General features: G+C 66.2%; 21 protein-coding genes and 1 other RNA gene. 9 read left to right on the top strand and 13 right to left on the bottom strand.

Annotated features, from left to right (window positions below; genetic code table 11):
* The first annotated feature begins 52 nt into the window (after positions 1 to 52).
* Positions 53 to 247, top strand: coding sequence for a hypothetical protein (locus CR918_RS06755; protein WP_025875144.1), 195 nt, complete (start codon positions 53 to 55; stop codon positions 245 to 247).
* Positions 248 to 415: 168 nt separating this feature from the next.
* Here CR918_RS06755 and CR918_RS06750 read toward each other — a convergent pair whose 3' ends face one another.
* The 3 genes from CR918_RS06750 to CR918_RS06740 form a co-directional block, all read right to left on the bottom strand.
* Entirely contained in the window at positions 416 to 1,540 is a 1,125-nt protein-coding gene (locus tag CR918_RS06750; protein WP_099842299.1) for a prephenate dehydrogenase, read from the bottom strand.
* Positions 1,537 to 2,445, bottom strand: coding sequence for a pyridoxal kinase (gene pdxY / locus CR918_RS06745; protein ID WP_059063846.1), 909 nt, complete (start codon positions 2,443 to 2,445; stop codon positions 1,537 to 1,539). The genes CR918_RS06750 and pdxY overlap by 4 nt, the downstream gene beginning before the upstream one ends.
* Before the next feature lie 592 nt (positions 2,446 to 3,037).
* Positions 3,038 to 4,237, bottom strand: a complete 1,200-nt coding sequence (locus CR918_RS06740) for an MFS transporter (protein ID WP_093819922.1) — start codon at positions 4,235 to 4,237, stop codon at positions 3,038 to 3,040.
* A 73-nt stretch (positions 4,238 to 4,310) separates the two neighbouring features.
* Between CR918_RS06740 and CR918_RS06735 the strand changes: the two genes are divergently transcribed.
* Positions 4,311 to 5,108 (top strand): AraC family transcriptional regulator, encoded by a 798-nt coding sequence (locus tag CR918_RS06735; RefSeq protein ID WP_033830869.1) that lies wholly within the window; start codon positions 4,311 to 4,313, stop codon positions 5,106 to 5,108.
* Positions 5,109 to 5,205: 97 nt separating this feature from the next.
* Here CR918_RS06735 and dnaJ read toward each other — a convergent pair whose 3' ends face one another.
* The 4 genes from dnaJ to hrcA form a co-directional block, all read right to left on the bottom strand.
* Positions 5,206 to 6,339 (bottom strand): molecular chaperone DnaJ, encoded by a 1,134-nt coding sequence (gene dnaJ / locus CR918_RS06730; protein WP_025878872.1) that lies wholly within the window; start codon positions 6,337 to 6,339, stop codon positions 5,206 to 5,208.
* Between the two features lie 154 nt (positions 6,340 to 6,493).
* On the bottom strand, positions 6,494 to 8,419 hold the full coding sequence (dnaK, locus tag CR918_RS06725; protein WP_025878871.1) for a molecular chaperone DnaK: 1,926 nt from the start codon (positions 8,417 to 8,419) through the stop codon (positions 6,494 to 6,496).
* Positions 8,420 to 8,622: 203 nt separating this feature from the next.
* Positions 8,623 to 9,138: a nucleotide exchange factor GrpE gene (gene grpE, locus CR918_RS06720; RefSeq protein ID WP_025878870.1), complete on the bottom strand. Its 516-nt coding sequence runs from the start codon at positions 9,136 to 9,138 to the stop codon at positions 8,623 to 8,625.
* Positions 9,139 to 9,201: 63 nt separating this feature from the next.
* Positions 9,202 to 10,266: a heat-inducible transcriptional repressor HrcA gene (gene hrcA, locus CR918_RS06715; protein ID WP_025878869.1), complete on the bottom strand. Its 1,065-nt coding sequence runs from the start codon at positions 10,264 to 10,266 to the stop codon at positions 9,202 to 9,204.
* A 115-nt stretch (positions 10,267 to 10,381) separates the two neighbouring features.
* Between hrcA and recN the strand changes: the two genes are divergently transcribed.
* Positions 10,382 to 12,043, top strand: coding sequence for a DNA repair protein RecN (recN, locus tag CR918_RS06710; RefSeq protein ID WP_032977644.1), 1,662 nt, complete (start codon positions 10,382 to 10,384; stop codon positions 12,041 to 12,043).
* A 153-nt stretch (positions 12,044 to 12,196) separates the two neighbouring features.
* Here recN and CR918_RS06705 read toward each other — a convergent pair whose 3' ends face one another.
* Complete coding sequence (locus CR918_RS06705) at positions 12,197 to 13,114, bottom strand: LysR family transcriptional regulator (protein WP_099842298.1); 918 nt, start codon at positions 13,112 to 13,114, stop codon at positions 12,197 to 12,199.
* Between the two features lie 97 nt (positions 13,115 to 13,211).
* Here CR918_RS06705 and CR918_RS06700 point away from each other — a divergent pair, with 97 nt between their 5' ends.
* Positions 13,212 to 14,462, top strand: a complete 1,251-nt coding sequence (locus CR918_RS06700) for an SGNH/GDSL hydrolase family protein (protein WP_099842297.1) — start codon at positions 13,212 to 13,214, stop codon at positions 14,460 to 14,462.
* Positions 14,463 to 14,525: 63 nt separating this feature from the next.
* Here CR918_RS06700 and fur read toward each other — a convergent pair whose 3' ends face one another.
* A complete protein-coding gene (fur, locus tag CR918_RS06695; protein WP_025878865.1) occupies positions 14,526 to 14,933 on the bottom strand; it encodes a ferric iron uptake transcriptional regulator in 408 nt (135 codons plus the stop codon).
* A gap of 103 nt (positions 14,934 to 15,036) precedes the next feature.
* On the opposite strand from fur, the gene CR918_RS06690 reads away from it, so the two are divergent.
* Positions 15,037 to 15,432 (top strand): outer membrane protein assembly factor BamE, encoded by a 396-nt coding sequence (locus CR918_RS06690; RefSeq protein ID WP_032977650.1) that lies wholly within the window; start codon positions 15,037 to 15,039, stop codon positions 15,430 to 15,432.
* A 35-nt stretch (positions 15,433 to 15,467) separates the two neighbouring features.
* Here CR918_RS06690 and CR918_RS06685 read toward each other — a convergent pair whose 3' ends face one another.
* Entirely contained in the window at positions 15,468 to 15,725 is a 258-nt protein-coding gene (locus CR918_RS06685) for an RnfH family protein (RefSeq protein WP_032977653.1), read from the bottom strand.
* Between the two features lie 3 nt (positions 15,726 to 15,728).
* On the bottom strand, positions 15,729 to 16,154 hold the full coding sequence (locus CR918_RS06680) for a type II toxin-antitoxin system RatA family toxin (protein ID WP_099842296.1): 426 nt from the start codon (positions 16,152 to 16,154) through the stop codon (positions 15,729 to 15,731).
* A 57-nt stretch (positions 16,155 to 16,211) separates the two neighbouring features.
* On the opposite strand from CR918_RS06680, the gene smpB reads away from it, so the two are divergent.
* Both smpB and CR918_RS06670 read left to right on the top strand, forming a co-directional pair.
* The gene (gene smpB / locus CR918_RS06675) at positions 16,212 to 16,715 is read left to right on the top strand and encodes an SsrA-binding protein SmpB (protein ID WP_025878861.1); all 504 of its coding nucleotides are present in this window, start codon (positions 16,212 to 16,214) and stop codon (positions 16,713 to 16,715) included.
* Positions 16,715 to 17,143, top strand: coding sequence for a GNAT family N-acetyltransferase (locus tag CR918_RS06670; RefSeq protein ID WP_099842295.1), 429 nt, complete (start codon positions 16,715 to 16,717; stop codon positions 17,141 to 17,143). The genes smpB and CR918_RS06670 overlap by 1 nt, the downstream gene beginning before the upstream one ends.
* Before the next feature lie 82 nt (positions 17,144 to 17,225).
* Here CR918_RS06670 and CR918_RS06665 read toward each other — a convergent pair whose 3' ends face one another.
* Together CR918_RS06665 and CR918_RS06660 are read right to left on the bottom strand one after the other, a co-directional pair.
* Complete coding sequence (locus CR918_RS06665; protein WP_025878859.1) at positions 17,226 to 17,798, bottom strand: hypothetical protein; 573 nt, start codon at positions 17,796 to 17,798, stop codon at positions 17,226 to 17,228.
* Between the two features lie 141 nt (positions 17,799 to 17,939).
* Positions 17,940 to 18,371, bottom strand: a complete 432-nt coding sequence (locus CR918_RS06660) for a GNAT family N-acetyltransferase (protein WP_033832104.1) — start codon at positions 18,369 to 18,371, stop codon at positions 17,940 to 17,942.
* Positions 18,372 to 18,534: 163 nt separating this feature from the next.
* Here CR918_RS06660 and ssrA point away from each other — a divergent pair.
* Together ssrA and CR918_RS06650 are read left to right on the top strand one after the other, a co-directional pair.
* Positions 18,535 to 18,927, top strand: a transfer-messenger RNA (tmRNA) gene (gene ssrA, locus CR918_RS06655).
* Between the two features lie 119 nt (positions 18,928 to 19,046).
* Positions 19,047 to 19,400 carry a TM2 domain-containing protein gene (locus CR918_RS06650; RefSeq protein ID WP_099842294.1) on the top strand — a complete coding sequence of 118 codons (354 nt, stop codon included), beginning with the start codon at positions 19,047 to 19,049 and terminating at the stop codon, positions 19,398 to 19,400.
* Positions 19,401 to 19,419 lie beyond the last annotated feature (19 nt).

The following is a 19,419-nucleotide window of genomic DNA, read 5'->3' as shown; positions in this document are numbered from 1 at the left end:
CCGGCCGGATCACTCTGTCGGCGTAGCGAAGAACCACTGAAGGAGGCCAGGCATGTCGTTCCGTCAGTTCCCTGCTGTCGACAGCAATGGCGAAAGCCACATCATCATCGAGTTCAAGCCCGAGGCCAGCGGCAGTGGGCATGGCTCCGAAGCGACGCCGCGTTATGAGCTTGATGACGGCCGCCAGCTGGTGCGCAACGGCCGCGAGTTCACCACCAGCGGCGGTGAGGTCAGGTTGTCGATCTAGCGATCCACCGCAGAGCCGGGCATGCCCCGGCTCTACTGCTGTTCGGGACAGAAAAAAGGTTGGTCATTTTTTGACCAACCATCTTGACAGCCTTGCACGCCAAGGCCTGCCGCGGGTTATCCACATGTTTGCGCAGAAGCCATCCACACGCCCTGTGGATGAATGGCGTTACGCCAGCACCCGGCCGATCCCGCTGGCATCCACTTCGGCCGCGGCTGCCGCGATAGCCCTTGGCTCGCTCCCGGCCACGAAACCGATGCGGAAATGCACTTCGCCGGCAGGCGTGCGCGAGGAGTGGATCGAGGCGAGGCTGATGCCATGCTGCTCGAACACGTTCAGCAGCTCACGCAACGAACCGGCGCGGTCTTCAGGCAGATGTACCGACAGTGCATTGCGCTCGGTCAGGTCGGCCAGCAGATAGCCGACGCGCTCGAAGGTGTAGTTGCCCGCAGCCAGCGCCTGATCGCCGAAGGCACTCCTGTTGGCCTCCAGCAGGTGATCGCGGAACGCGCCCCGCGCAGCATCGTCGCCCTGCCCGACCTGTACCTGCAGCGTCTGCAGCTGGCCGATCAGACGTTGCAGCATCGGCGCCACATAGGGATTGCCGAACTGGATGTCTTCGTAGATCGCCGGATTCAACGACAGGATGCGCGAGATGATCGCGGTATCCAGTTCGAACGAAGCCGATCGGTACGGCAGCATCGCCGCCAGCGTGCCCAGCTGCGGTTGGTATTCGCGCAGCACACCTGCCTGGGCCAGGTGCGTCGCATGCACCATCGCCTGCACCAGCGCCATCATCTGGTCGTGGTGCTGCGGCGTGGCCCGCACGCACTCAGCCTGCAGTGCCAGGCACAACGCGTCCACCCAGGGCCGCCAGTGCTGCAGTCGCGCCTCGCAGACCACCATTACCCTGCCTTTCAGGGTCGGCGCCTTGGGCGGCGCCGTCATCGGATGCAGGCCCACCACCTCGGCGCACGAGGCCAGCATCGCCTGCACCGGCGCTTCCTTCACCGAGGTCACGTCCAGCCACAAGCGTTCCTGCTCGCGGCCCGCCGACAGGCGCGCGTACTCGGCGATCAACGTGGACGTGTGCCGGATCGGTGCGGAGAACACCAGCACGTCGGCCTGTTCCAGCAACTGCTCCGGCGCATGCGAACCCGGATCGGCTGGATCGTGGCCGATCACGCGCACCTGCATGTGCTGTTCGAAGAACTGGGTCAGCCAGCGTCCATAGGCGCCGGCATTGCCGACGATGCCGACCGTGCGCGGCGTGCGTTCGTGCAGATCGCTCATGCCAGCCGTTCGGCGCGGAAGCGCATGCCGTCGGCCAGTGCCGCCGGTGCGGCCGCGATCACGTCGAACTCTTCGAAGCCGTGGGCCAGGGTCGCCTCCAGCGCCGCATGGGTGCCGGCGATGGCCCGCGAGATGGCCATCTGCATCGGCTCACCGCGCAGCAGGAAGGACACCATCAGCGACATCAGCACATCGCCGGTGCCTGCCACATCCACCGGCAGCAGCGGCGAGGTCCAGCGCCAGGTTTCCTCGCGACCCACAGCCAGCGTCACCAGTTCGCCCGGATTGCCGCCGACGCTGTGTGCCAGCACCCACTGCGGCCCCCGTGCCAGCAGCGCGCGCGAAGCAGCAATGGCATCGGCTTCGGCCAGCGCCGGCATGCCGGTCAGGCGACCGAGTTCGAAGGCATTCGGGGTAACCAGCCATGCATGCGGCAGCAGGCGCTCAGCGAAGATTGCTTCCAGTCCCGGCTCCACGTAGGGGCCAGTGTGGGTATCGCCGATCACCGGGTCCAGGCAGTAGCGCAGCTGCGGACATGCCGGCAGGATCTCGTCCAGCCAATCAGCAAAGGCCGCACCGTTGGCAGCGCTGCCGAAGTAACCGGAGACCAGCATCTTCGCCCGCTGTGGAAGACCCCGTTCATGCGTGCCGAGCAGCAGATCGGCAAACCAGTCGCTGGGCAGCACACGGCCACGGGTGGTCTCGTAGAACGGCGCATTGCTCAGCAGCGTGGTCGGGATCGAGGCCACGCGCACGCCGAGCGCACGCATCGGGGGCAGCGCGGCGCTGTTGCCGGCATGGCCGTAGACCAGTTGTGATTGGACCGAAATGACATCGATCGGCGAAGGGCCGTCGGGCCGCTGGCGGCGGCCGTGGACCAGGTGGTTGTCGAGGGATTCGCTCATGCCCGCATTCTACGCCCAAGGGGGTTTTCGGCAGGGCTGCGCCCTGCACCTGCAGAGGCAACAGCCACAGCCAAAGCCGAGGCAACAGCAACAGCCGGCTCTGGCTTTTCTGTGGTTTGGCGGGGCGGTATGGGGCTGCAGGACACGCCGTAAACCCATCCATGGGGGCTCGATGGCGCCATCCATGGCGCCAACGGTCCTGCAGCCCCATACCGCCCCGCCCTCGACAGTTTCCCGGTGACGGATGGTTATGGATCCACGACATGCGTGGATGAATCTCCATCGGAATCGAATATTTCGAATTCGAATCGAAGAGCATCCACGACGTGTCGACCAAGGTCGACACCCACCAACAACAAGTCATGCCATCCCGACAGATTGCGGAAATCCGTCGAAGGCGGGGTGGGTCCGGTTGCGGGGGTGTCCGCGGCATGGATGCCGCGGCCAAGCCTCCAGGGATGGATTCACGGCGTCCCCCGCAACCGGACCCACCCCGCCATCCCACGAAATGCACGCTCTTGCCGTTGCCGTTGCCGTTGCCGTTGCTCTGGCCTCTGCAGGTGCAGGGCGCAGCCCTGCCGAAGAACACCCCTCAGTGCGCAGCAGGCCTGGACGGCGGCAGCCAGGCCGCGACGATGCCCAGCAACGGCAGGAACGCGGTCAGCTGGTAGACGAATTCGATGCTGGTCTTGTCAGCCAGCAGACCGAGCACCGCTGCGCCGAGGCCGCCCATGCCGAAGGCAAAGCCAAAGAACAACCCGGACACCATGCCAATGCGGTGCGGCATCATTTCCTGCGCATAGACCACGATCGCCGAGAAGGCCGAAGACAGCACGAAGCCGATCAGCACCGCCAGCACCGTCGTCCACAGCAGGTCGGCATGCGGCAGCATCAGCGCGAACGGTGCCACGCCCAGGATCGAGGCCCAGATGATCGGCTTGCGACCGATACGATCGCCCAGCGGACCGCCGAAGAATCCACCCGCGGCGGACGCCACCAGGAAGGCGAACAGATGCAGCTGCGCCTGCGCCACCGGAATGCCGAAATGATGCATCAGGTAGAAGGTGAAGTAGCTGCCGATGCTGGCCATGTAGAAGTACTTGCTGAAGATCAGCACCAGCAGGATGGCCAGCACCCGGGCGATCGTGCGCGGCGGATGGCGCGCGGCAGTCACACCATGTGCTGCTGGCCGGGGCGCGCCCAGATGCAGCGAGTACCAGCGACCGACATAGGTCAGCAGGGCAATGCCGATCAACGCTGCACCGGCAAACCACGATGCGGAATGCTGGCCATAGGGCACGATCACCGCTGCGGCGATCAGCGGCCCCAGCGCCGTGCCGAAGTTGCCTCCCACCTGGAATACCGACTGCGCCAGGCCATGACGGCCGCCGGAGGCGAGGCGGGCGATGCGCGAGGCTTCCGGATGGAAGATGGCCGAGCCGATGCCGACCAGCGCGGCGGCCAGCAGCACCATCGCGTAGTTGGGCGCAAAGCCGAGCAGCAGCATGCCGCACAAGGTCGAGGCCATGCCGATCGGCAGTGAGTACGGGGCCGGCCGCCGGTCGGTGGCAAGGCCGACCAGCGGCTGGAAGATCGAGGCGGTGAGCTGGTAGGTCAGCGTGATCAGGCCGATCTGGGTGAAGCTGAGATTGAAGCCGCCCTTGATCACCGGATAGATGGCCAGGATCAGCGACTGCATCATGTCGTTGACCATGTGGGAGCTGGAGATTGCCGCCAGCACTCCGGGCGATACGGGGCGGGCGGATACGGCGGGAGAAGCCAGAGTCGACATTGCGCACGGTCAGGATGGGGGCGAGCCGTGCATGCTACGGTGGGCATCCGCTCCCTTCTGCCGCGTTCTGGTCATGGCCTATCGCAAAAAGGACACCCCCTGCCCCATCCGCGAAACCGCGCCGTGGAACGAGGTGCCGGTGCATCGCCCGGTCACCTGCCGCGCACGCGACTACCGCGCCGGCACCCACATCGCGGCGCACAAGCACCGGCGGCACCAGCTGGTCTATTCCATGTCCGGGCTGATGGTGGTGCGCTCGGAAGTCGGCCGCTGGGTGGTGCCCTCCACCCGCGCCATCTGGATGCCGGCGGGCATGGCCCATGCCGTGGACTGCATCGCCGAGGTGCACATGCGCAGTCTGTACATCGAACCGTCATTCGCCCCGCAGCTGCCCGCCGAGCCCTTTGCCGTGCAGGTGGCACCGCTGCTGCGCGAACTGCTGCAGGCAGCCATCCTGATCGACGGGCCGCATGAAGAAGACAGCCGCGATGGCCGCGTGGTGCGGCTGATGCTCGACGAACTGCGCCGCATGGACGTACTGCCGTTGCACCTGCCCGAGCCCGTCGACCCGCGCCTGCACAGGATCTGCCAGCACATCCAGAAACATCCCGGCGACGAGGCGACCCTGCAGGACTGGGCGCAGGCGTTGGCGATCGACGTGAAAACCATCCAGCGCCACTTCGCCAGCGAACTGGGCATGACCTTCGGCCAGTGGCGGCAGCAGGCGCGCCTGCTGGCCGCGATGGAACGGCTGGCCCGCGGCGAGAAGGTGATCGATGTGGCGCTGGCGATGGGCTACGACAGCCCCAGTGCATTCACCAGCATGTTCAAGCGCCAGCTGGGGCAGACGCCGGCGGCATTCTTCCGTTGATCCGTCGCACCGCGTCCACGCATGGCACGCCTGCTGCGCCGGAAACGAAAACGCCGGGCATGGCCCGGCGCTGTCGTTCAACATTTCCCTCAAGGGATCAGGACGTCATCCGATCCCAGAAGCCCTTGACGCCGTCGATGAAGGTCGCCGACTTCGGCGAATGCTTGCGCGCATCCTCGCCGTTGAAGGTGGCTTCGAACTGCTCCAGCAGTTTGCGCTGGTCGCTGGTGAGGTTGACCGGCGTCTCCACCACCACGCGGCAGTACAGGTCACCCTCGCTGCGGCTGCGCACCGACCGCACGCCCTTGCCGCGCAGGCGGAACAGCTTGCCGGTCTGGGTCTCGGCCGGGATACGGATTTCCGCTTCACCACCGAGGGTGGCCACGCGCACGGTATCGCCCAGTGCGGCCTGCGAAATGCGGATCGGCACTTCGCAGTGCAGGTCGTCGCCGTCGCGCTGGAAGATGTGGTGCTCGCGCACGCGCACTTCCACGTACAGATCGCCCGGTGGCGTCCCCGCAGGGCCGGCCTCGCCCTCACCCGCCAGGCGGATGCGGTCGCCGGTATCCACGCCCGCCGGCACCTTCACCGACAGCACCTTGTCTTCTTCGACACGGCCGTTGCCGTGGCAGGTCTTGCAGGGCTTGGCGATGATCTGGCCACGGCCACCACAGTTGTGGCAGGCCTGCTGCATGGCGAAGATGCCGCGCTGGATGCGCACCTGGCCACGACCATGGCAGACGTTGCAGGTCTCGACCTTGCCGTCTTCCGAGCCGCTGCCATCGCAGTCGCCGCATTCGGCCAGGGTCGGAATCTCGATGCGGCGCTCGACGCCACGCACCGCTTCTTCCAGGTCCAGCTCCATCACGTAACCGATGTCGGCGCCGCGACGCGCCTGGCGCGGGCCACCACCGCCGGCACCACCAAAGATGTTGCCGAAGATGTCGCCGAAAATATCGTTCATGTCCGGGCCGCCCGGACCACCGCCACCACCGCCCATGCCGTGTTCGAACGCGGCATGGCCATGGCTGTCGTACATGCGGCGCTTGTTGCCGTCGGACAGGACTTCGTAGGCTTCCTTGCACTCCTTGAAGGAGGCTTCGGCCGCCGCATCACCCGGGTTGCGGTCCGGGTGGAACTTCATCGCGCAACGGCGGTAGGACTTCTTCAGTTCTTCGTCGGTGGCGGTGCGGGCAACGCCCAGCACTTCGTAGTAATCGCGCTTGCTCATATCGTGGATCGCATTCCGGAAAGTCGGGATTCGTCAAAGCGGAAGAGCGGAACCAGGTCCGCTCTTGCGTCGGGCGCCCCGACACGCCAGAGGGCGGTCAGGACCCTGGTACGACAACGGGACACTGGCAACCAGCGTCCCGTGTCGGTCCGGATCAGGACTTCTTGTCGTCCTTGACTTCGGTGAACTCGGCGTCCACCACGTCATCCTGCGCCTTGCCCGCATTGCCGGCGTCGGCACCCGGGGCGGCACCGCCCTGGTCGGCCGAAGCCGCAGCGAACAGCGACTGGCCAGCTTCTTCCAGCACCTTCGACTTGGCTTCGATCTGCGCCTTGTCGTCACCCTTCATCGCGGTTTCCAGATCGGCCAGGGCCGCTTCCACCTTGCCGATCACTTCGCCACCAACCTTGCTGCCGTGCTCGGTGATCGCGCTGCGGGTGCCGTGGATCAGGGCATCGGCCTGGTTGCGGGCCTGCACCAGCTCCTGGAACTTCTTGTCTTCTTCGCGGTTGGCTTCCGCGTCGGCGACCATGCGTGCGATCTCTTCCTCGGACAGACCCGAACCGGCCTTGATCTCGACCTTCTGTTCCTTGTTGGTCTTCTTGTCCTTGGCCGACACGTGCAGGATGCCGTTGGCGTCGATGTCGAAGGACACTTCCACCTGCGGCAGGCCGCGCGGGGCCGGCTCGATGCCGGACAGGTCGAACTTGGCCAGCGACTTGTTGAAGCGGGCCTGTTCGCGCTCACCCTGCAGCACGTGCACGGTCACGGCCGACTGGTTGTCCTCGGCGGTGGAGAACACCTGCGAGGCCTTGGTCGGGATGGTGGTGTTCTTTTCGATGATCTTGGTGAACACACCGCCCATGGTTTCGATACCCAGCGACAGCGGGGTCACGTCCAGCAGCAGCACATCCTTGACGTCGCCGCCGAGCACGCCGCCCTGGATCGCAGCACCCAGTGCCACGGCTTCGTCCGGGTTGACGTCCTTGCGCGGTTCCTTGCCGAAGAACTCGGTGACAGCCTGCTGCACCTTCGGCATGCGGGTCTGGCCGCCGACCAGGATCACTTCGCTGATGTCGCTCGAACGCAGGCCGGCGTCATTCAACGCAACGCGGCACGGCTCGATCGACTTCCTGATCAGCTCTTCCACCAGCGACTCCAGCTTGGCGCGGGTCAGCTTGATGTTCAGGTGCTTCGGACCCGACGCGTCAGCGGTGACGTACGGCAGGTTCACTTCGGTCTGCTGGGCGCTGGACAGCTCGATCTTGGCGCGCTCGGCAGCATCCTTCAGGCGCTGCAGGGCCAGCGGATCCTTGCGCAGGTCGATGCCCTGGTCCTTGTTGAACTCTTCAACCAAGTACTCGATGACGCGGTTGTCGAAGTCTTCGCCACCCAGGAAGGTGTCGCCGTTGGTGGCCAGCACTTCGAACTGCTTCTCGCCGTCGACATTGGCGATCTCGATCACCGAGACGTCGAAGGTGCCGCCGCCCAGGTCGTACACAACGATCTTGCGATCCTTGTTGTCGCCCTTGTCCAGGCCATAGGCCAGCGCGGCCGCGGTCGGCTCGTTGATGATGCGCTTGACGTCCAGGCCGGCGATGCGGCCAGCGTCCTTGGTTGCCTGGCGCTGGCTGTCGTTGAAGTAGGCCGGCACGGTGATGACCGCTTCGGTGACCTTCTCACCGAGGAAGTCCTCGGCGGTCTTCTTCATCTTCTCCAGCACCTTGGCCGAGATTTCCTGCGGTGCCATCTTCTTGGCATCGCTGGTGGCCACCCAGGCATCGCCATTGTCATGGGCCAGGATGCTGTACGGGACGTGCGCGATGTCCTTCTGCACTTCGGCGTCGGTGAACTTGCGGCCGATCAGGCGCTTCACCGCGTAGAAGGTGTTCTTCGGGTTGGTCACGGCCTGGCGCTTGGCCGAGGCACCGACCAGGACTTCGCCGTCCTTGGTGTAGGCGACGATCGACGGGGTGGTGCGATCGCCTTCCGAATTTTCGATGACGCGGGCCTTGCCGCCGTCCATGATCGCCACGCACGAGTTGGTGGTGCCGAGGTCGATACCAATGATCTTGCCCATGGGGGAGACTCCTTGAAGGATGTTGTTTTTGTCAGTCCGGCCGTTCGGCCGGTGGATGAATGGGATGTGGGGGAGGCTCGTGGAACATTCAAGCCATCCCCCGAACGCTGTGTTTCCGTTCGCCCAACACGTTCAGCGTCGGTCGTGCCGATGCCCCGGTCGCGGCGGGAAAACCCGCGCCAGGCCAGGCCCGGCGCCCGCGGTCAATCGGCGGCAACCACCACCAGCGCCGGCCGCAGCAGGCGCTCGTTGAGCAGGTAGCCCTTCTGGAACACGGTCACCACGCTGCCCGGGGCGGCGCCGGGGGCAGCGACCTGGCTGATCGCCTGGTGGTGTTCCGGGTTGAACGGCTGCCCGGTCGGGTCCAGCAGCACCAGGCCGTTGTCACCAGCGACCTTCAGCAGCTGCTTGTAGGTCAGCTCCAGGCCCTCGCGAAGCGGATGGGCATCGTCGCCGGCGGCCTTGAGGCCGGCATCGAGGCTGTCGAATACCGGCAGCAGTTCGCCCAGCAGCTTCTCGTTGGCGAACTTGCGCGCCTGTTCGATGTCGCGGGCCACGCGCTTGCGCTGGTTGTCGAGGTCGGCGCGCTCACGCAGCGCTTCGGCCTTGACCTGCTCCACTTCGGCACGGAGCTGTTCGATCTGTTCGTTGACGCCCTCGGCGGCAGCTGCGTCGGCGGCGGCCTGCTGGGCGGCGATGTCTGGCTGATCTTGATTCATGTCTGGGTCCCTGGCGGTCACTCTCCGCCTCCACCCACCCTAGTGTGGGCGGGATGCTGCGTTTCAAGCGTCCGATGCACCCGGAGTTCGCCCGCCCGGCGAAAAGGCCGCGCCGAGCACATCGGCGGTGGCCTGGACCAGCGGAATCATGCGGTCGTAGGCCATCCGCTTCGGCCCGATCACGCCCAGCACGCCCAGTACCTGGCCGTTGGCGGTGTACGGCGCGGTGACCAGCGAGACGCCCTGCAGGGGTACCACGCCGGTTTCCTCGCCGATGAAGATGCGCACGCCGGGGGCCTGGATGGTCCGCTCCAGCAGCTGCAGGATCTCGCGCTTGCTGGAAAACAGCTCGAACAGCTCGCGCAGGCGCTCCAGGTCGGACAGGTCCTGCACCCCCATCAGACGCGTCTGGCCGGCCACCAGCATGTCGTCGGCCGGCGGCTGCAGGGCCTGCTCGGCCAGCTCGACGCTGTGCGCCAGCACCTGTTCCAGCTCGGAACGGGCGTCGCGCAGCTCCAGCAGCAGGCGGGTACGGATCTCGGCCAGGGGCAGCCCGGCAAAGTGGGCATTGAGGTAGTTGGCCACCTGCTCCAGCTGCCCCGGTGCGAAGTCCTGGCGGGTCTCGATCACCCGGTTCTGCACTTCATTGTCGGCAAACACCAGGATCGCCAGCACCCGGCGCCCGTCCAGCGCCACGAAATCGATCTGGCGGAAGGCGAACTGCTCGCGGCGCGGCGCGCTGACCACGCCAACGAAGTGGCTCATCGCCGACAGCAGCTCCGACGCACTGCCGAGCAGCGCCTGGGTACTGCCGCCTCCGGCCAGCTCCTGACGCAGTCGGGCCAGCTCCCCTTCGCCCGGCGGCTGCATCTGCAACAGGCTGTCGACGAACACCCGGTAGCCATGCGCGGTCGGAATCCGGCCCGCCGACGTATGCGGCGAGGCCAGCAGGCCCAGGTCTTCCAGGTCACCGAGGATGTTGCGGATGGTGGCCGGACTGACCTCCAGACCGGCCACGCGCGCCAGCGTCTGCGAACCCACGGGCTCGCCATCCTGGATGTAGCGCGCGATCAGCGTGCGCAGCAGGTGCCGCGCGCGCGGGGCAAGTTGGTCGGGAGAACCGTGCATGGAATCAACCTGTGAGACAGGGACATTAGATAATGGCGACGCATCCCCTTGGCAAGTCATTGGACGACCCCGCCGCGCGTGCTAGCGTTGCGCGGCTGCAGACACCCCCTTACCCATGCTCAGACATCTTTCAATCAAGGATTTCGCCGTCGTCCGCGCCACCGAACTGGAGTTCGGGCCGGGCATGACCGTGGTTTCAGGCGAGACCGGCGCGGGCAAGTCGCTGATGGTCGACGCTCTGGGCTTCCTGTCCGGCCTGCGCGCCGACAGCGGCGTGGTCCGCCATGGCGCGGCCCGGGCCGAACTGTCGGCCGAATTCGCGCTGGACCAGCTGCAGGCCGCCCGCCAGTGGCTGGCCAGCAATGAGCTGGACGATGAAGACCAATGCCAGCTGCGCCGCGTGATCCGCGCCGACGGCGGCTCGCGCTCGTGGATCAACGGCCGCCCGGTCACCCTGGCGCAGCTGGCCGACCTCGCCGGCCTGCTGGTTGAAATCCATGGCCAGCATGAGCAGCAGGCCCTGCTGACGCGCCCGTCGCAGCTGGCCCTGCTGGACGCCTATGCCCGCAACGAAAGCGAACGCCGCCAGGTGCGCCGCGCTGCCGCCACCTGGCAGGCGCTGGTCGATGAATCCCTGGCACTGTCGCAACAGGGCGACGTGAGTGACCGCATCGGCTTCCTCGAACACCAGCTGCGCGAACTGGACCGTGAGGATCTGGAGCCGGAGTCGATCACCGCGCTCGGCGCCAGCCATCGCCGTCAGGCGCATGCCAGCGCCCTGTTGGCCGCCTGCCAGGCAGCTTCGGACCAGCTCAACGGCGACGAAGGCCACTCGGCGCTGGACCTGCTGCAGCAGGTGCGGCATGAACTGGCCAGGGTGGCCGAACATGACCCGCGCCTGGGCGACGTCGATGCCCTGATCGACAGCGCCTCCATCCAGCTGCACGAGGCGCTGGCCCTGCTCGACCGGGTGCATGACGACCTGGACGCCGATCCAGACCAGTTCGAGGAGAACGAGCGCCGCCTCGGCCGCCTGCACGACCTGGCCCGCAAGCACCGCGTGCCGATGGATGAGCTGGGTGCGCAGCGTGAGCGCATGCACGCCGAAGTGGAACAGCTGCGCGGCGCCGACGAGCGCCTGCAGCGTCTGGCCGGCGAAATTGAGAAGGCCGCAGCGGCCTGGCGTGTCGAGGCTGCAGCACTGACCACCAGCCGTCGCACCGCTGCTGCCGAGCTGTCGGCCACCACCACCGGCATCATCGCCGAGCTGGGCATGGGCGGCGGCCAGTTCCTGATCGAGCTGGAGCCGCAGGACAACGGCAAGCCGGACCCGCAGGGCGCCGAGCGCGTCGAGTTCCTGGTGGCTGCCAATGCCGGCCAGCCACCGCGTGCGCTGCGCAAGGTCGCTTCCGGTGGCGAGCTGTCACGTATTTCGCTGGCCATCGAAGTAGCCGCGCTCGACCTGGATGCAGTGCCGACCATGGTGTTCGACGAAGTCGACTCCGGCATCGGTGGCGCGGTGGCCGATATCGTCGGCCAGAAGCTGCGCGCCCTCGGCGAAAAGCGCCAGGTGCTGTGCGTGACCCATCTGCCGCAGGTCGCCTCCAAGGGCCACGCCCATTACCGGGTCAGCAAGGCACCGGTGGAAGGCATGACCCAGAGCGCGGTGGAGAAGCTCGACGCAAAGGCCCGCGAGGAAGAGCTGGCGCGCATGCTGGGTGGCGTGGAAGTGAGCAAGGAAGCCCGCGCCGCCGCGCGCAAGCTGCTGCAGGTATAGGCCCCTGCACGCCTGTTGGCGCGCGTGAATCGCGGGCATTCATCCACGCATGGCGTGGATCTACTGCAGGCCTGACGCCTGGTAGTGCCGGCCGCTGGCCGGCAACCCAACGCACGTGGACGAAGTCATGACGCTGCCGGCCAGCGGCCGGCACTACCCCCGCGGCTGCGTCAGGTCGACGTTCTCCACCAGGAAATCAAGGAACGCGCGCACCCGCAGCGGCAGGTAGCCCCCCTGCCCCAGGAACACCGCGTGCACCTCTTCCAGGTCGCCCGGGTTGGCGTCCTCCAGCACCGGCAGCAACCGGCCTGCCGCGATGTCGGCCTGCACCTGGAACGCCGCCAGCCGGGCCAGGCCCAGCCCACCCAGCACCAGCTGACGCAGCGCGTCGCCATTGCTGGTGCGCGCATTCCCGCTCGGCAGCACCCGCAACTGCTGGCCATCCTGCAGCAGCGGCCAGCCCTGCACCGACCGTACATGGCCGATATCCAACCGGTTGTGCGCCAGCAGCGCATCGGCATTGGCCGGCAGTCCGTGTCGTGCCGCATAGGCCGGTGCCGCCACGATCATCATCCGCGTTGCACCCAGCCGGCGCGCGACCAGGCTGGAACTCTTCAACGGACCGGCCCGCACCGCCACGTCCGTGCGCTGCTCCAGCAGATCGATCACCTCGTCGGTCAGCGTCAGGTCCACACCGACCTGCGGATGGCGCTGCAGGAATTCCGGCAGCAGTGGCAGCAGGAAGTGCTGGCCGAACGGCACGTTGGCATTGACCCGCAGCCGCCCACGCGGCTCGGCGTGGGCGCTGGCACAGCGTTCGGCCTCTTCCAGATCGGCCAGCACCCGCAGGCCGCGCTCATAGAACGCGCAGCCCTCCGGGGTCAGCTGCAACTGGCGGGTGGAGCGCTGCAGCAGGCGCGTACCCAGCCGCTGCTCCAGCCGCGCAACCAGCTTGCTGACCGCCGACGGCGTCATCTCCAGGCTGCGGGCGGCGGCGGAAAAGCCGCCGGTTTCGATCACCCGCACGAACACTTCCAGTTCGCCGGATCGGTTGATGTCGGTGCGTGCCATGTCAATGAATTCGATTCACAGATGATTGTCCATGCGCAGTCTAGTTCACAGATAAGCCTGGACGCACCATGACCGTCCCTCCCACCGGGTCATCCCGATGAATCGCCTGAGCCAACTGACCGCTACCGCCCTGCTTGTCCTGTCCGGCGCCGCCGCCGCGTCACCTGCCCCGCACTGGGTGGCCAGCTGGCAAGCCAGCCCGCAGCCGGTGTGGGGCAGCGATTTCCTGTTTCCTACCCTCATTCCCGGCCAACTGCAGGACCAGACCTTTCGCCAGAGCGCTCGCATCAGTCTGGGCGGGTCGCGCCTGCGGATCCGCCTGAGCAATGCCTACGGCACCCAACCTTTGCGGATCGGCGCTGCCAGCATCGCCGCCCATACCGGGGACACGCCGCAGCCGCTGCGCTTCGACGGCCAGCCCGGGGTCGTGATTGCGCCCGGGCAGGACCGCCTGAGCGATCCGCTCCCCCTTCCCACCGCTGATCGGCAGGCGGTGCAGGTCAGCGTTTACCTGCCCGACCGCACGCCGCTGCAGACCTTCCATTGGGACGGGCGGCAGACCAGTTGGATTGCGCCGGGCGACCAGCATCAACGACCCGCGCTGCGGGACGCCAGCAGCACCACGGCCCGCCTGCTCCTGTCGGCTATCGAAGTCGAGGCCCCGGCCATCGCGCGCAGCGTGGTGGTGATCGGCGATTCAATCACCGATGGCGCCACCGCCAGCCTCGACCAGGACCAGCGCTGGACCGATCACCTCGCCGCGCGGCTGGCACCAGAAGGTGTAGCGGTGGTCAATGCCGGCATATCCGGCGGTCGCCTGCTGCGCGATGGCATGGGCGAATCGGCCCGCAAGCGTTTCCAGCGTGACGTGCTCGACCAGCCCGGTGTCGCCAGCGTGATCGTGCTGATCGGCATCAACGACATCAGCTGGCCGGGCACGGCCTTTGCCCGCGCGCAGGCCCGGCCCAGCCTGGCCGAGCTGCAGGCCGGCTACCGCGATCTGGCCCAGCGCGCCCATGCGCGCGGCCTGCGCATCCTCGGCGCGACCCTGACCCCGTTTGCCGGCGCCCTGCCCGGCACCCCGCTGGACGACTACTACGCCGCGGACAAGGACGCCCTGCGCCAGCAGCTCAACGCCTGGCTGCGCACGGACAGCCCGTTCGACGCGGTGATCGACCTCGACGCGGCCCTGCGCGATCCGGCCGATCCCTCACGGATGGCGGCTGCCTACGACTCCGGCGACCACCTGCACCCGGGCGATGCGGGGAACCGGGCGATGGCCGAGGCGGTGGATCTGGACGTCCTGATGGGGCCATCCACGCATGGCGTGGATCTACCGCGACGCTGAGGCCAGACAAACAAAAACCCCGGGCATGCCCGGGGTTTCGTCGCAATCAGCTGGCTGCGAGGCCTACTTGCGCTTCTTGCGCACGTACAGCACCAGCGAGTGCTCTTCCAGCTCGTAGCCGTGATCGGCCGCGATCTTGCGCTGCAGGTCTTCGATCTCGGTGCTTTCGAACTCGATGATCTTGCCGCTGTCCACATCGACCATGTGGTCGTGGTGGCCGCCGCGGTCGAGTTCGTAGACGGCCTGGCCGCCTTCGAAATTGTGCTTGAGCACGAGGCCGGCGGCCTCGAACTGGGTCAGCACCCGGTACACCGTGGCCAGGCCGATCTCGTCGCCATGCTCCAGCAGCTGGCGGTAGATGTCTTCGGCGGTCATGTGGTGCTGGGCATTGCGCTGCTCGAGCAGCGCCAGGATCCGCATCCGCGGATGGGTCACCTTCAGGCCGACTTTACGCAGGTCGTGGGTTTCCATAGGTCTCCGTTCATTGGCGATTTAGCGCCAGCTGCCTCGGATTGGGTCGCGGTGGCACGCCGGGAGTGTATCATCGGATTGATTTCCCCAACCGCCAGTCCCGATGCGCAATCTCCTGTTGGTCGCCGCCGTCGCCTTGTCCACCACCGGGTGCGGCATCATCTACAAGCAACCCATCTACCAGGGCAACCTGATCCGGGAAGATGCCGTTGCCAAACTGCAGGTCGGGCAGAGCAAGCAGCAGGTCACTGCCCTGCTGGGCACCCCGTCGGTGCCGGATCCGTTCCACGCCCAGCGTTGGGACTACACCTCGACCGAGCGCGTGAACCGCCTGGGCCGTACCGACGTGAAGAATTTCGTCGTGTACTTCGAAAATGATGTGGTCACCCGTTGGGAAGGCGATTACTTCCCGGCCAACGACAAGGCCCTTGCCCAGCAGACCGTGCGCCAGTTCGGCCGCAATCTGCCGAAGGACAAGAAGAAGAAGGGCGGCCGCTGAGCCACCCTGCCCGTCCTCCGGACGGGCCTTGGGGATCAACCGCCGCGCGCGCGTCGCCGGCGGTTGTCCTTCGGGTCGGCCTGCAGGCCACGCAGCAGCTCCACGCGATCACCATCCAGTAGCACCTGATGCGGCTGCGCCAGTACGCCATGCACGGCGGCGGCAGGACAGTCGGCACTGCCTTCAAGCCGGGCCGCTGCCACGGCATCAGCCACGGTCGCTCCCTCCTCCAGCTGCAGCCGGCGCGACAGCACCTGGTGTGGCCAGGCCAGCACGACCTCGACCTCGATCATCGTTCAGCCCTCGTCGGCGACGCGGACGAAATCGTTGACCATGCGATCGGCCAATCCCTGGAAGCCGATGGCCAGCGCCGGACCCAGCAGGCGTGAACTCGGCTCGAAGTCCAGGGTGAGGGTGACCTTGCAGGCATCTTCCGCCAGAGCGTGGAATTCCCAGCGGCCGTGCAGTTGCTTGAACGGCCCCTCGCGCAGCTGCATGTCGATGCTGTGCGGGCGTTGCAGGGTGTTTTCGGTCTGGAACCAGGTGCTGAACGAACCCAGGCCCAGGTCCAGGCGAGCGACCAGCCGGTCTTCGCCCTGCTCGAGGATGCGGGCGTCGGAGCACCAGCGGAAGCGGTGCGGATAGGCCTGGACGTCGTTGACCAGATCGAACATGCGCGCGGCCGAATGTTCGACCAGGGCACTGCGGCGGATAGTAGGCATGAATACAGGACGCTTCGGCAATCGACCGGGCGGGCCCGAATCGGAGACAATACGGAAATGAGCAAGAACACCGGCAAGGATAAAGCAAAGAGCGCGACGGCCAACAAGACCATCGCGTTGAACAAGCGTGCCCGTCACGAGTACCACATCGAAGACCGCTTCGAAGCCGGCCTGGCCCTGCAGGGCTGGGAAGTGAAGTCGATCCGCGCTGGCCGCGGCAACATCGTCGACGCCTACGCCTATGTGAAGGACGGCGAGATCTTCCTGATCGGCGCGCAGATCACCCCGCTGATCCAGGCCTCCACCCACGTGGTGGCCAACGACCGGCGCGAGCGCAAGCTGCTGCTGCACCGGAGCGAGATCGACAAGCTGGTTGGCAAGGTCGAGCGTGATGGCTACACGATCGTGCCCACCGCCATGTACTGGAGCAAGAACAAGATCAAGCTGGAAGTGGCGCTGGCCAAGGGCAAGCAGACCCACGACAAGCGCGATGCCGCCAAGGATCGTGACTGGGCGATCGAGAAGCAGCGGGTAATGCGTCGCGGCAACCGCGACGCCTGATGGAGCGCGCCGGCGCTCCTGCGACGGCCAATGCTGAAGACGCGCGCGAGCTGTGCGCGCGGTTGTCTGCGTTCAACCGCGCCAGCAGCGGTTTCGACTTCGAAGACGTGCCGGTCCGGCTGGCTTGGCGCGATGAACAAGGTGAACTGCGCGGCGGACTGCTTGCCGATGTCTGCGCAGGTTGGCTGCAGGTGCATGTCCTGTGGGTCGACCCGGAACTTCGCGGGCGTGGCATCGGCCAGCGCCTGTTGGCGGATGCCGAGACCCAGGCCCGTGACGCTGGTGCGTGCGGGGTGATGCTCGACACCTTCGACTGGCAGGCCGAACACTTCTACCTGAGACAGGGCTATGAAGTGTTCGGACGGCTCCACGACTGCCCGCCGGGCCACGAGCGGATCTATCTGCGCAAGGTGCTGCCAGTCCTTTAGCCCACGGCACCTCCGTCGGCTTTCGAAGGACTGCGCCAGACTGCCCCAGCGCGGGGCGTCGCCCACCGTTTCGGGCAACGACTCAACCCGCCAGCATGCCCTGCCCGCGCAGACGCGGTGACAGCGCCGCGTGCATCACTGCCAGGTGCATCACCACCGACAGCTCCGGAGCATGGCGATCATCACCGGCACGCCACTGCTGTGCCAGCCGCGCCGCATCGACGGGCAGCAGGGCCAGCAACTGGGCGTCGTCCAGCGCGTCGGCGGAGGCCTGCAGCTGCCGCGCCAGTTGCCGCGACTGCCACACGTGCACGCCAATGCTGAGACTGGCCAGCGACATCAGGGTCAAGGCCAGGCCATGTTCGAACCACTGTGACAGCACATCCGGACCCCACAGGAGTGCGGCCAGTACCGCCAGGGCCGGCAGCCGCCAGCCCAGCCAATGGAAGCGGCCACGCCGAGGCCAATGCACCACCACCGCACTGGCGATCAGCGCAGCTGCAGCCGTGGCCGGCAACTCGGTTGCCCAGGTTGCAGCCAACAACACCGCCAGCACCGCCCAGACCCAGCCGGGCGGCAGTGCCCGCCGCTGGTAATCGGCCCCTACCGGGCCAACCAGCTGACGCAGGCTGCGCTGTTGCATTGCTTCGGTCACCGGCCGTCTCCGTATCTGTCCTGGCTGGAATGGTCGTAGCCAGTGTGTCGCAAATTCGTGCCCACGACGTTAGCAATCCGCTATGACGGACGCTCTACAACATGTTGCGGATTGACGTCGCGACCGGCCGACGCCTGCCATTCACGCCGCGCGGAGATCCTTGCTGAGGAACACGCGACTGGTCCCCGGCGGATCGCACGGGACCTGGCCGAATACGGTCCAGCCATGCTTCACATAGAAGTCCGGCGCCTGGAAGCTGATGGTGTAGAGCACGGCGGAACGGCAGCCGCGCCGGCGTGCTTCCTCTTCGGCAGCGGCAAGCATCTGCGACCCCAGGCCATTACCCCGGTGTGCGGGCGGCAGGTAGAACAGGTCGATGAACAACAGGCCCAGCGAGGTGCGCCCGCTCAAGCCACCCACCACTTCGCCGCTGGCCGGATCGGTGGCCAGCACGGCCAAGGTGCGTCGATCGGCATGGCCGGCCGCCTGCAGATTGAACTGATCCAGGCCATCGGCAATCAGCTCCAGTGCTTGCGGGCTGGGGGCGTCGGTCACGGCGATTTCGAGCTGCATGCGGTCCATTCCCTGGGCGACTATCGGAACCGCCGATGCTAACAAGCGACCTGCGGAAGCGGGTGACTGTTCAGGTTTTTTGGCGTAGCATGCGCAGCGTTGGGCAGGTACTGACCGTGGCGACACGGAACAGGCCTCGTACCTTGCAGAACTTGAAGAAACCGGGGGTGCATTGGTTTCGACGGGGGTTGTGAAGTCGCCTGGCGCATGCCGAGGGGGTAGCTTTCCTCGTAAATCCAGCTGCAAAACTCTAGTTGCCAACGACGACAACTACGCTCCGGTCGCCCTCGCAGCCTAAAAACTGCGGTGCGTGACTTTCTGCCGACTTAGGCGGAGCCTCGAAACTGCTTGTGTCCATGCTCGCAGCGTAGAGTCATTATCATGGAATCGCGCTGGGCGGCTGCCTGTCAGTCCGGCACAAGAACACAACAGGCTGGTTCCCGGGTGCGCTTTGCACACCGTGCTGCTCGGGGATGAGATTCAACGGTGAGCTAAGCATGTAGTGCTGGGGATGGAGTGCCTTCGGACGGCGGTTCAATTCCGCCCACCTCCACCATTTGTACCGCCCTTCGGGGCACGAAAAGCCAGATCTCCCGTCGATTGGGGTCTGGCTTTTTTGTTGGCCGCATCAGGTCCAGAACCGCTGCCTCGACAAGGAGAAGCACCGTGGCGTTGATGAACAGCTCCGAATGCAACTGCAAGGCACGCAGCGATACGGCGCTCTGCCCGACCTGCGATGCAGCTGCCCCACCGGCCACTCAGCAGCCAAGCGACGCTGTCTATGCGGCACCGGTATCGCAATCCATGCCTATCGCCAGGAACCGGGCCATCTACATCCTGCTCGCCCTGTTCCTGGGCATTTTCGGCGTCCACAACTTCTACGCCGGTTACCACGGACGCGCGGTCTGCCAACTACTGATCACGCTGTTGTTGGGCTGGCTCTTGATCGGCGTGCTGTTCACGGGCCTATGGGCACTGGTGGAAATGATCACAGTGGAAACCGACGCCTCTGGCGTGCAGATGGTGTAATCCCTGGCTACGGGAGGGG

The organism is Stenotrophomonas indicatrix (genome assembly GCF_002750975.1).
GTDB classification, from domain to species: domain Bacteria; phylum Pseudomonadota; class Gammaproteobacteria; order Xanthomonadales; family Xanthomonadaceae; genus Stenotrophomonas; species Stenotrophomonas indicatrix.
Note: the sequence above shows the minus strand (reverse complement) of the source record. Positions and strands in the feature narration are given on the sequence as shown.

Bases quoted from the DNA above. Each gene is read 5' to 3' on its own strand.
- CR918_RS06755 (WP_025875144.1), top strand. From the start codon at position 53: ATGTCGTTCCGTCAGTTCCCTGCTGTCGACAGCAATGGCGAAAGCCAC.
- CR918_RS06750 (WP_099842299.1), bottom strand. From the start codon at position 1,540: ATGAGCGATCTGCACGAACGCACGCCGCGCACGGTCGGCATCGTCGGC.
- pdxY (WP_059063846.1), bottom strand. From the start codon at position 2,445: ATGAGCGAATCCCTCGACAACCACCTGGTCCACGGCCGCCGCCAGCGG.
- CR918_RS06740 (WP_093819922.1), bottom strand. From the start codon at position 4,237: ATGTCGACTCTGGCTTCTCCCGCCGTATCCGCCCGCCCCGTATCGCCC.
- CR918_RS06735 (WP_033830869.1), top strand. From the start codon at position 4,311: ATGGCCTATCGCAAAAAGGACACCCCCTGCCCCATCCGCGAAACCGCG.
- dnaJ (WP_025878872.1), bottom strand. From the start codon at position 6,339: ATGAGCAAGCGCGATTACTACGAAGTGCTGGGCGTTGCCCGCACCGCC.
- dnaK (WP_025878871.1), bottom strand. From the start codon at position 8,419: ATGGGCAAGATCATTGGTATCGACCTCGGCACCACCAACTCGTGCGTG.
- grpE (WP_025878870.1), bottom strand. From the start codon at position 9,138: ATGAATCAAGATCAGCCAGACATCGCCGCCCAGCAGGCCGCCGCCGAC.
- hrcA (WP_025878869.1), bottom strand. From the start codon at position 10,266: ATGCACGGTTCTCCCGACCAACTTGCCCCGCGCGCGCGGCACCTGCTG.
- recN (WP_032977644.1), top strand. From the start codon at position 10,382: ATGCTCAGACATCTTTCAATCAAGGATTTCGCCGTCGTCCGCGCCACC.
- CR918_RS06705 (WP_099842298.1), bottom strand. From the start codon at position 13,114: ATGGCACGCACCGACATCAACCGATCCGGCGAACTGGAAGTGTTCGTG.
- CR918_RS06700 (WP_099842297.1), top strand. From the start codon at position 13,212: ATGAATCGCCTGAGCCAACTGACCGCTACCGCCCTGCTTGTCCTGTCC.
- fur (WP_025878865.1), bottom strand. From the start codon at position 14,933: ATGGAAACCCACGACCTGCGTAAAGTCGGCCTGAAGGTGACCCATCCG.
- CR918_RS06690 (WP_032977650.1), top strand. From the start codon at position 15,037: ATGCGCAATCTCCTGTTGGTCGCCGCCGTCGCCTTGTCCACCACCGGG.
- CR918_RS06685 (WP_032977653.1), bottom strand. From the start codon at position 15,725: ATGATCGAGGTCGAGGTCGTGCTGGCCTGGCCACACCAGGTGCTGTCG.
- CR918_RS06680 (WP_099842296.1), bottom strand. From the start codon at position 16,154: ATGCCTACTATCCGCCGCAGTGCCCTGGTCGAACATTCGGCCGCGCGC.
- smpB (WP_025878861.1), top strand. From the start codon at position 16,212: ATGAGCAAGAACACCGGCAAGGATAAAGCAAAGAGCGCGACGGCCAAC.
- CR918_RS06670 (WP_099842295.1), top strand. From the start codon at position 16,715: ATGGAGCGCGCCGGCGCTCCTGCGACGGCCAATGCTGAAGACGCGCGC.
- CR918_RS06660 (WP_033832104.1), bottom strand. From the start codon at position 18,371: ATGCAGCTCGAAATCGCCGTGACCGACGCCCCCAGCCCGCAAGCACTG.
- CR918_RS06650 (WP_099842294.1), top strand. From the start codon at position 19,047: ATGAACAGCTCCGAATGCAACTGCAAGGCACGCAGCGATACGGCGCTC.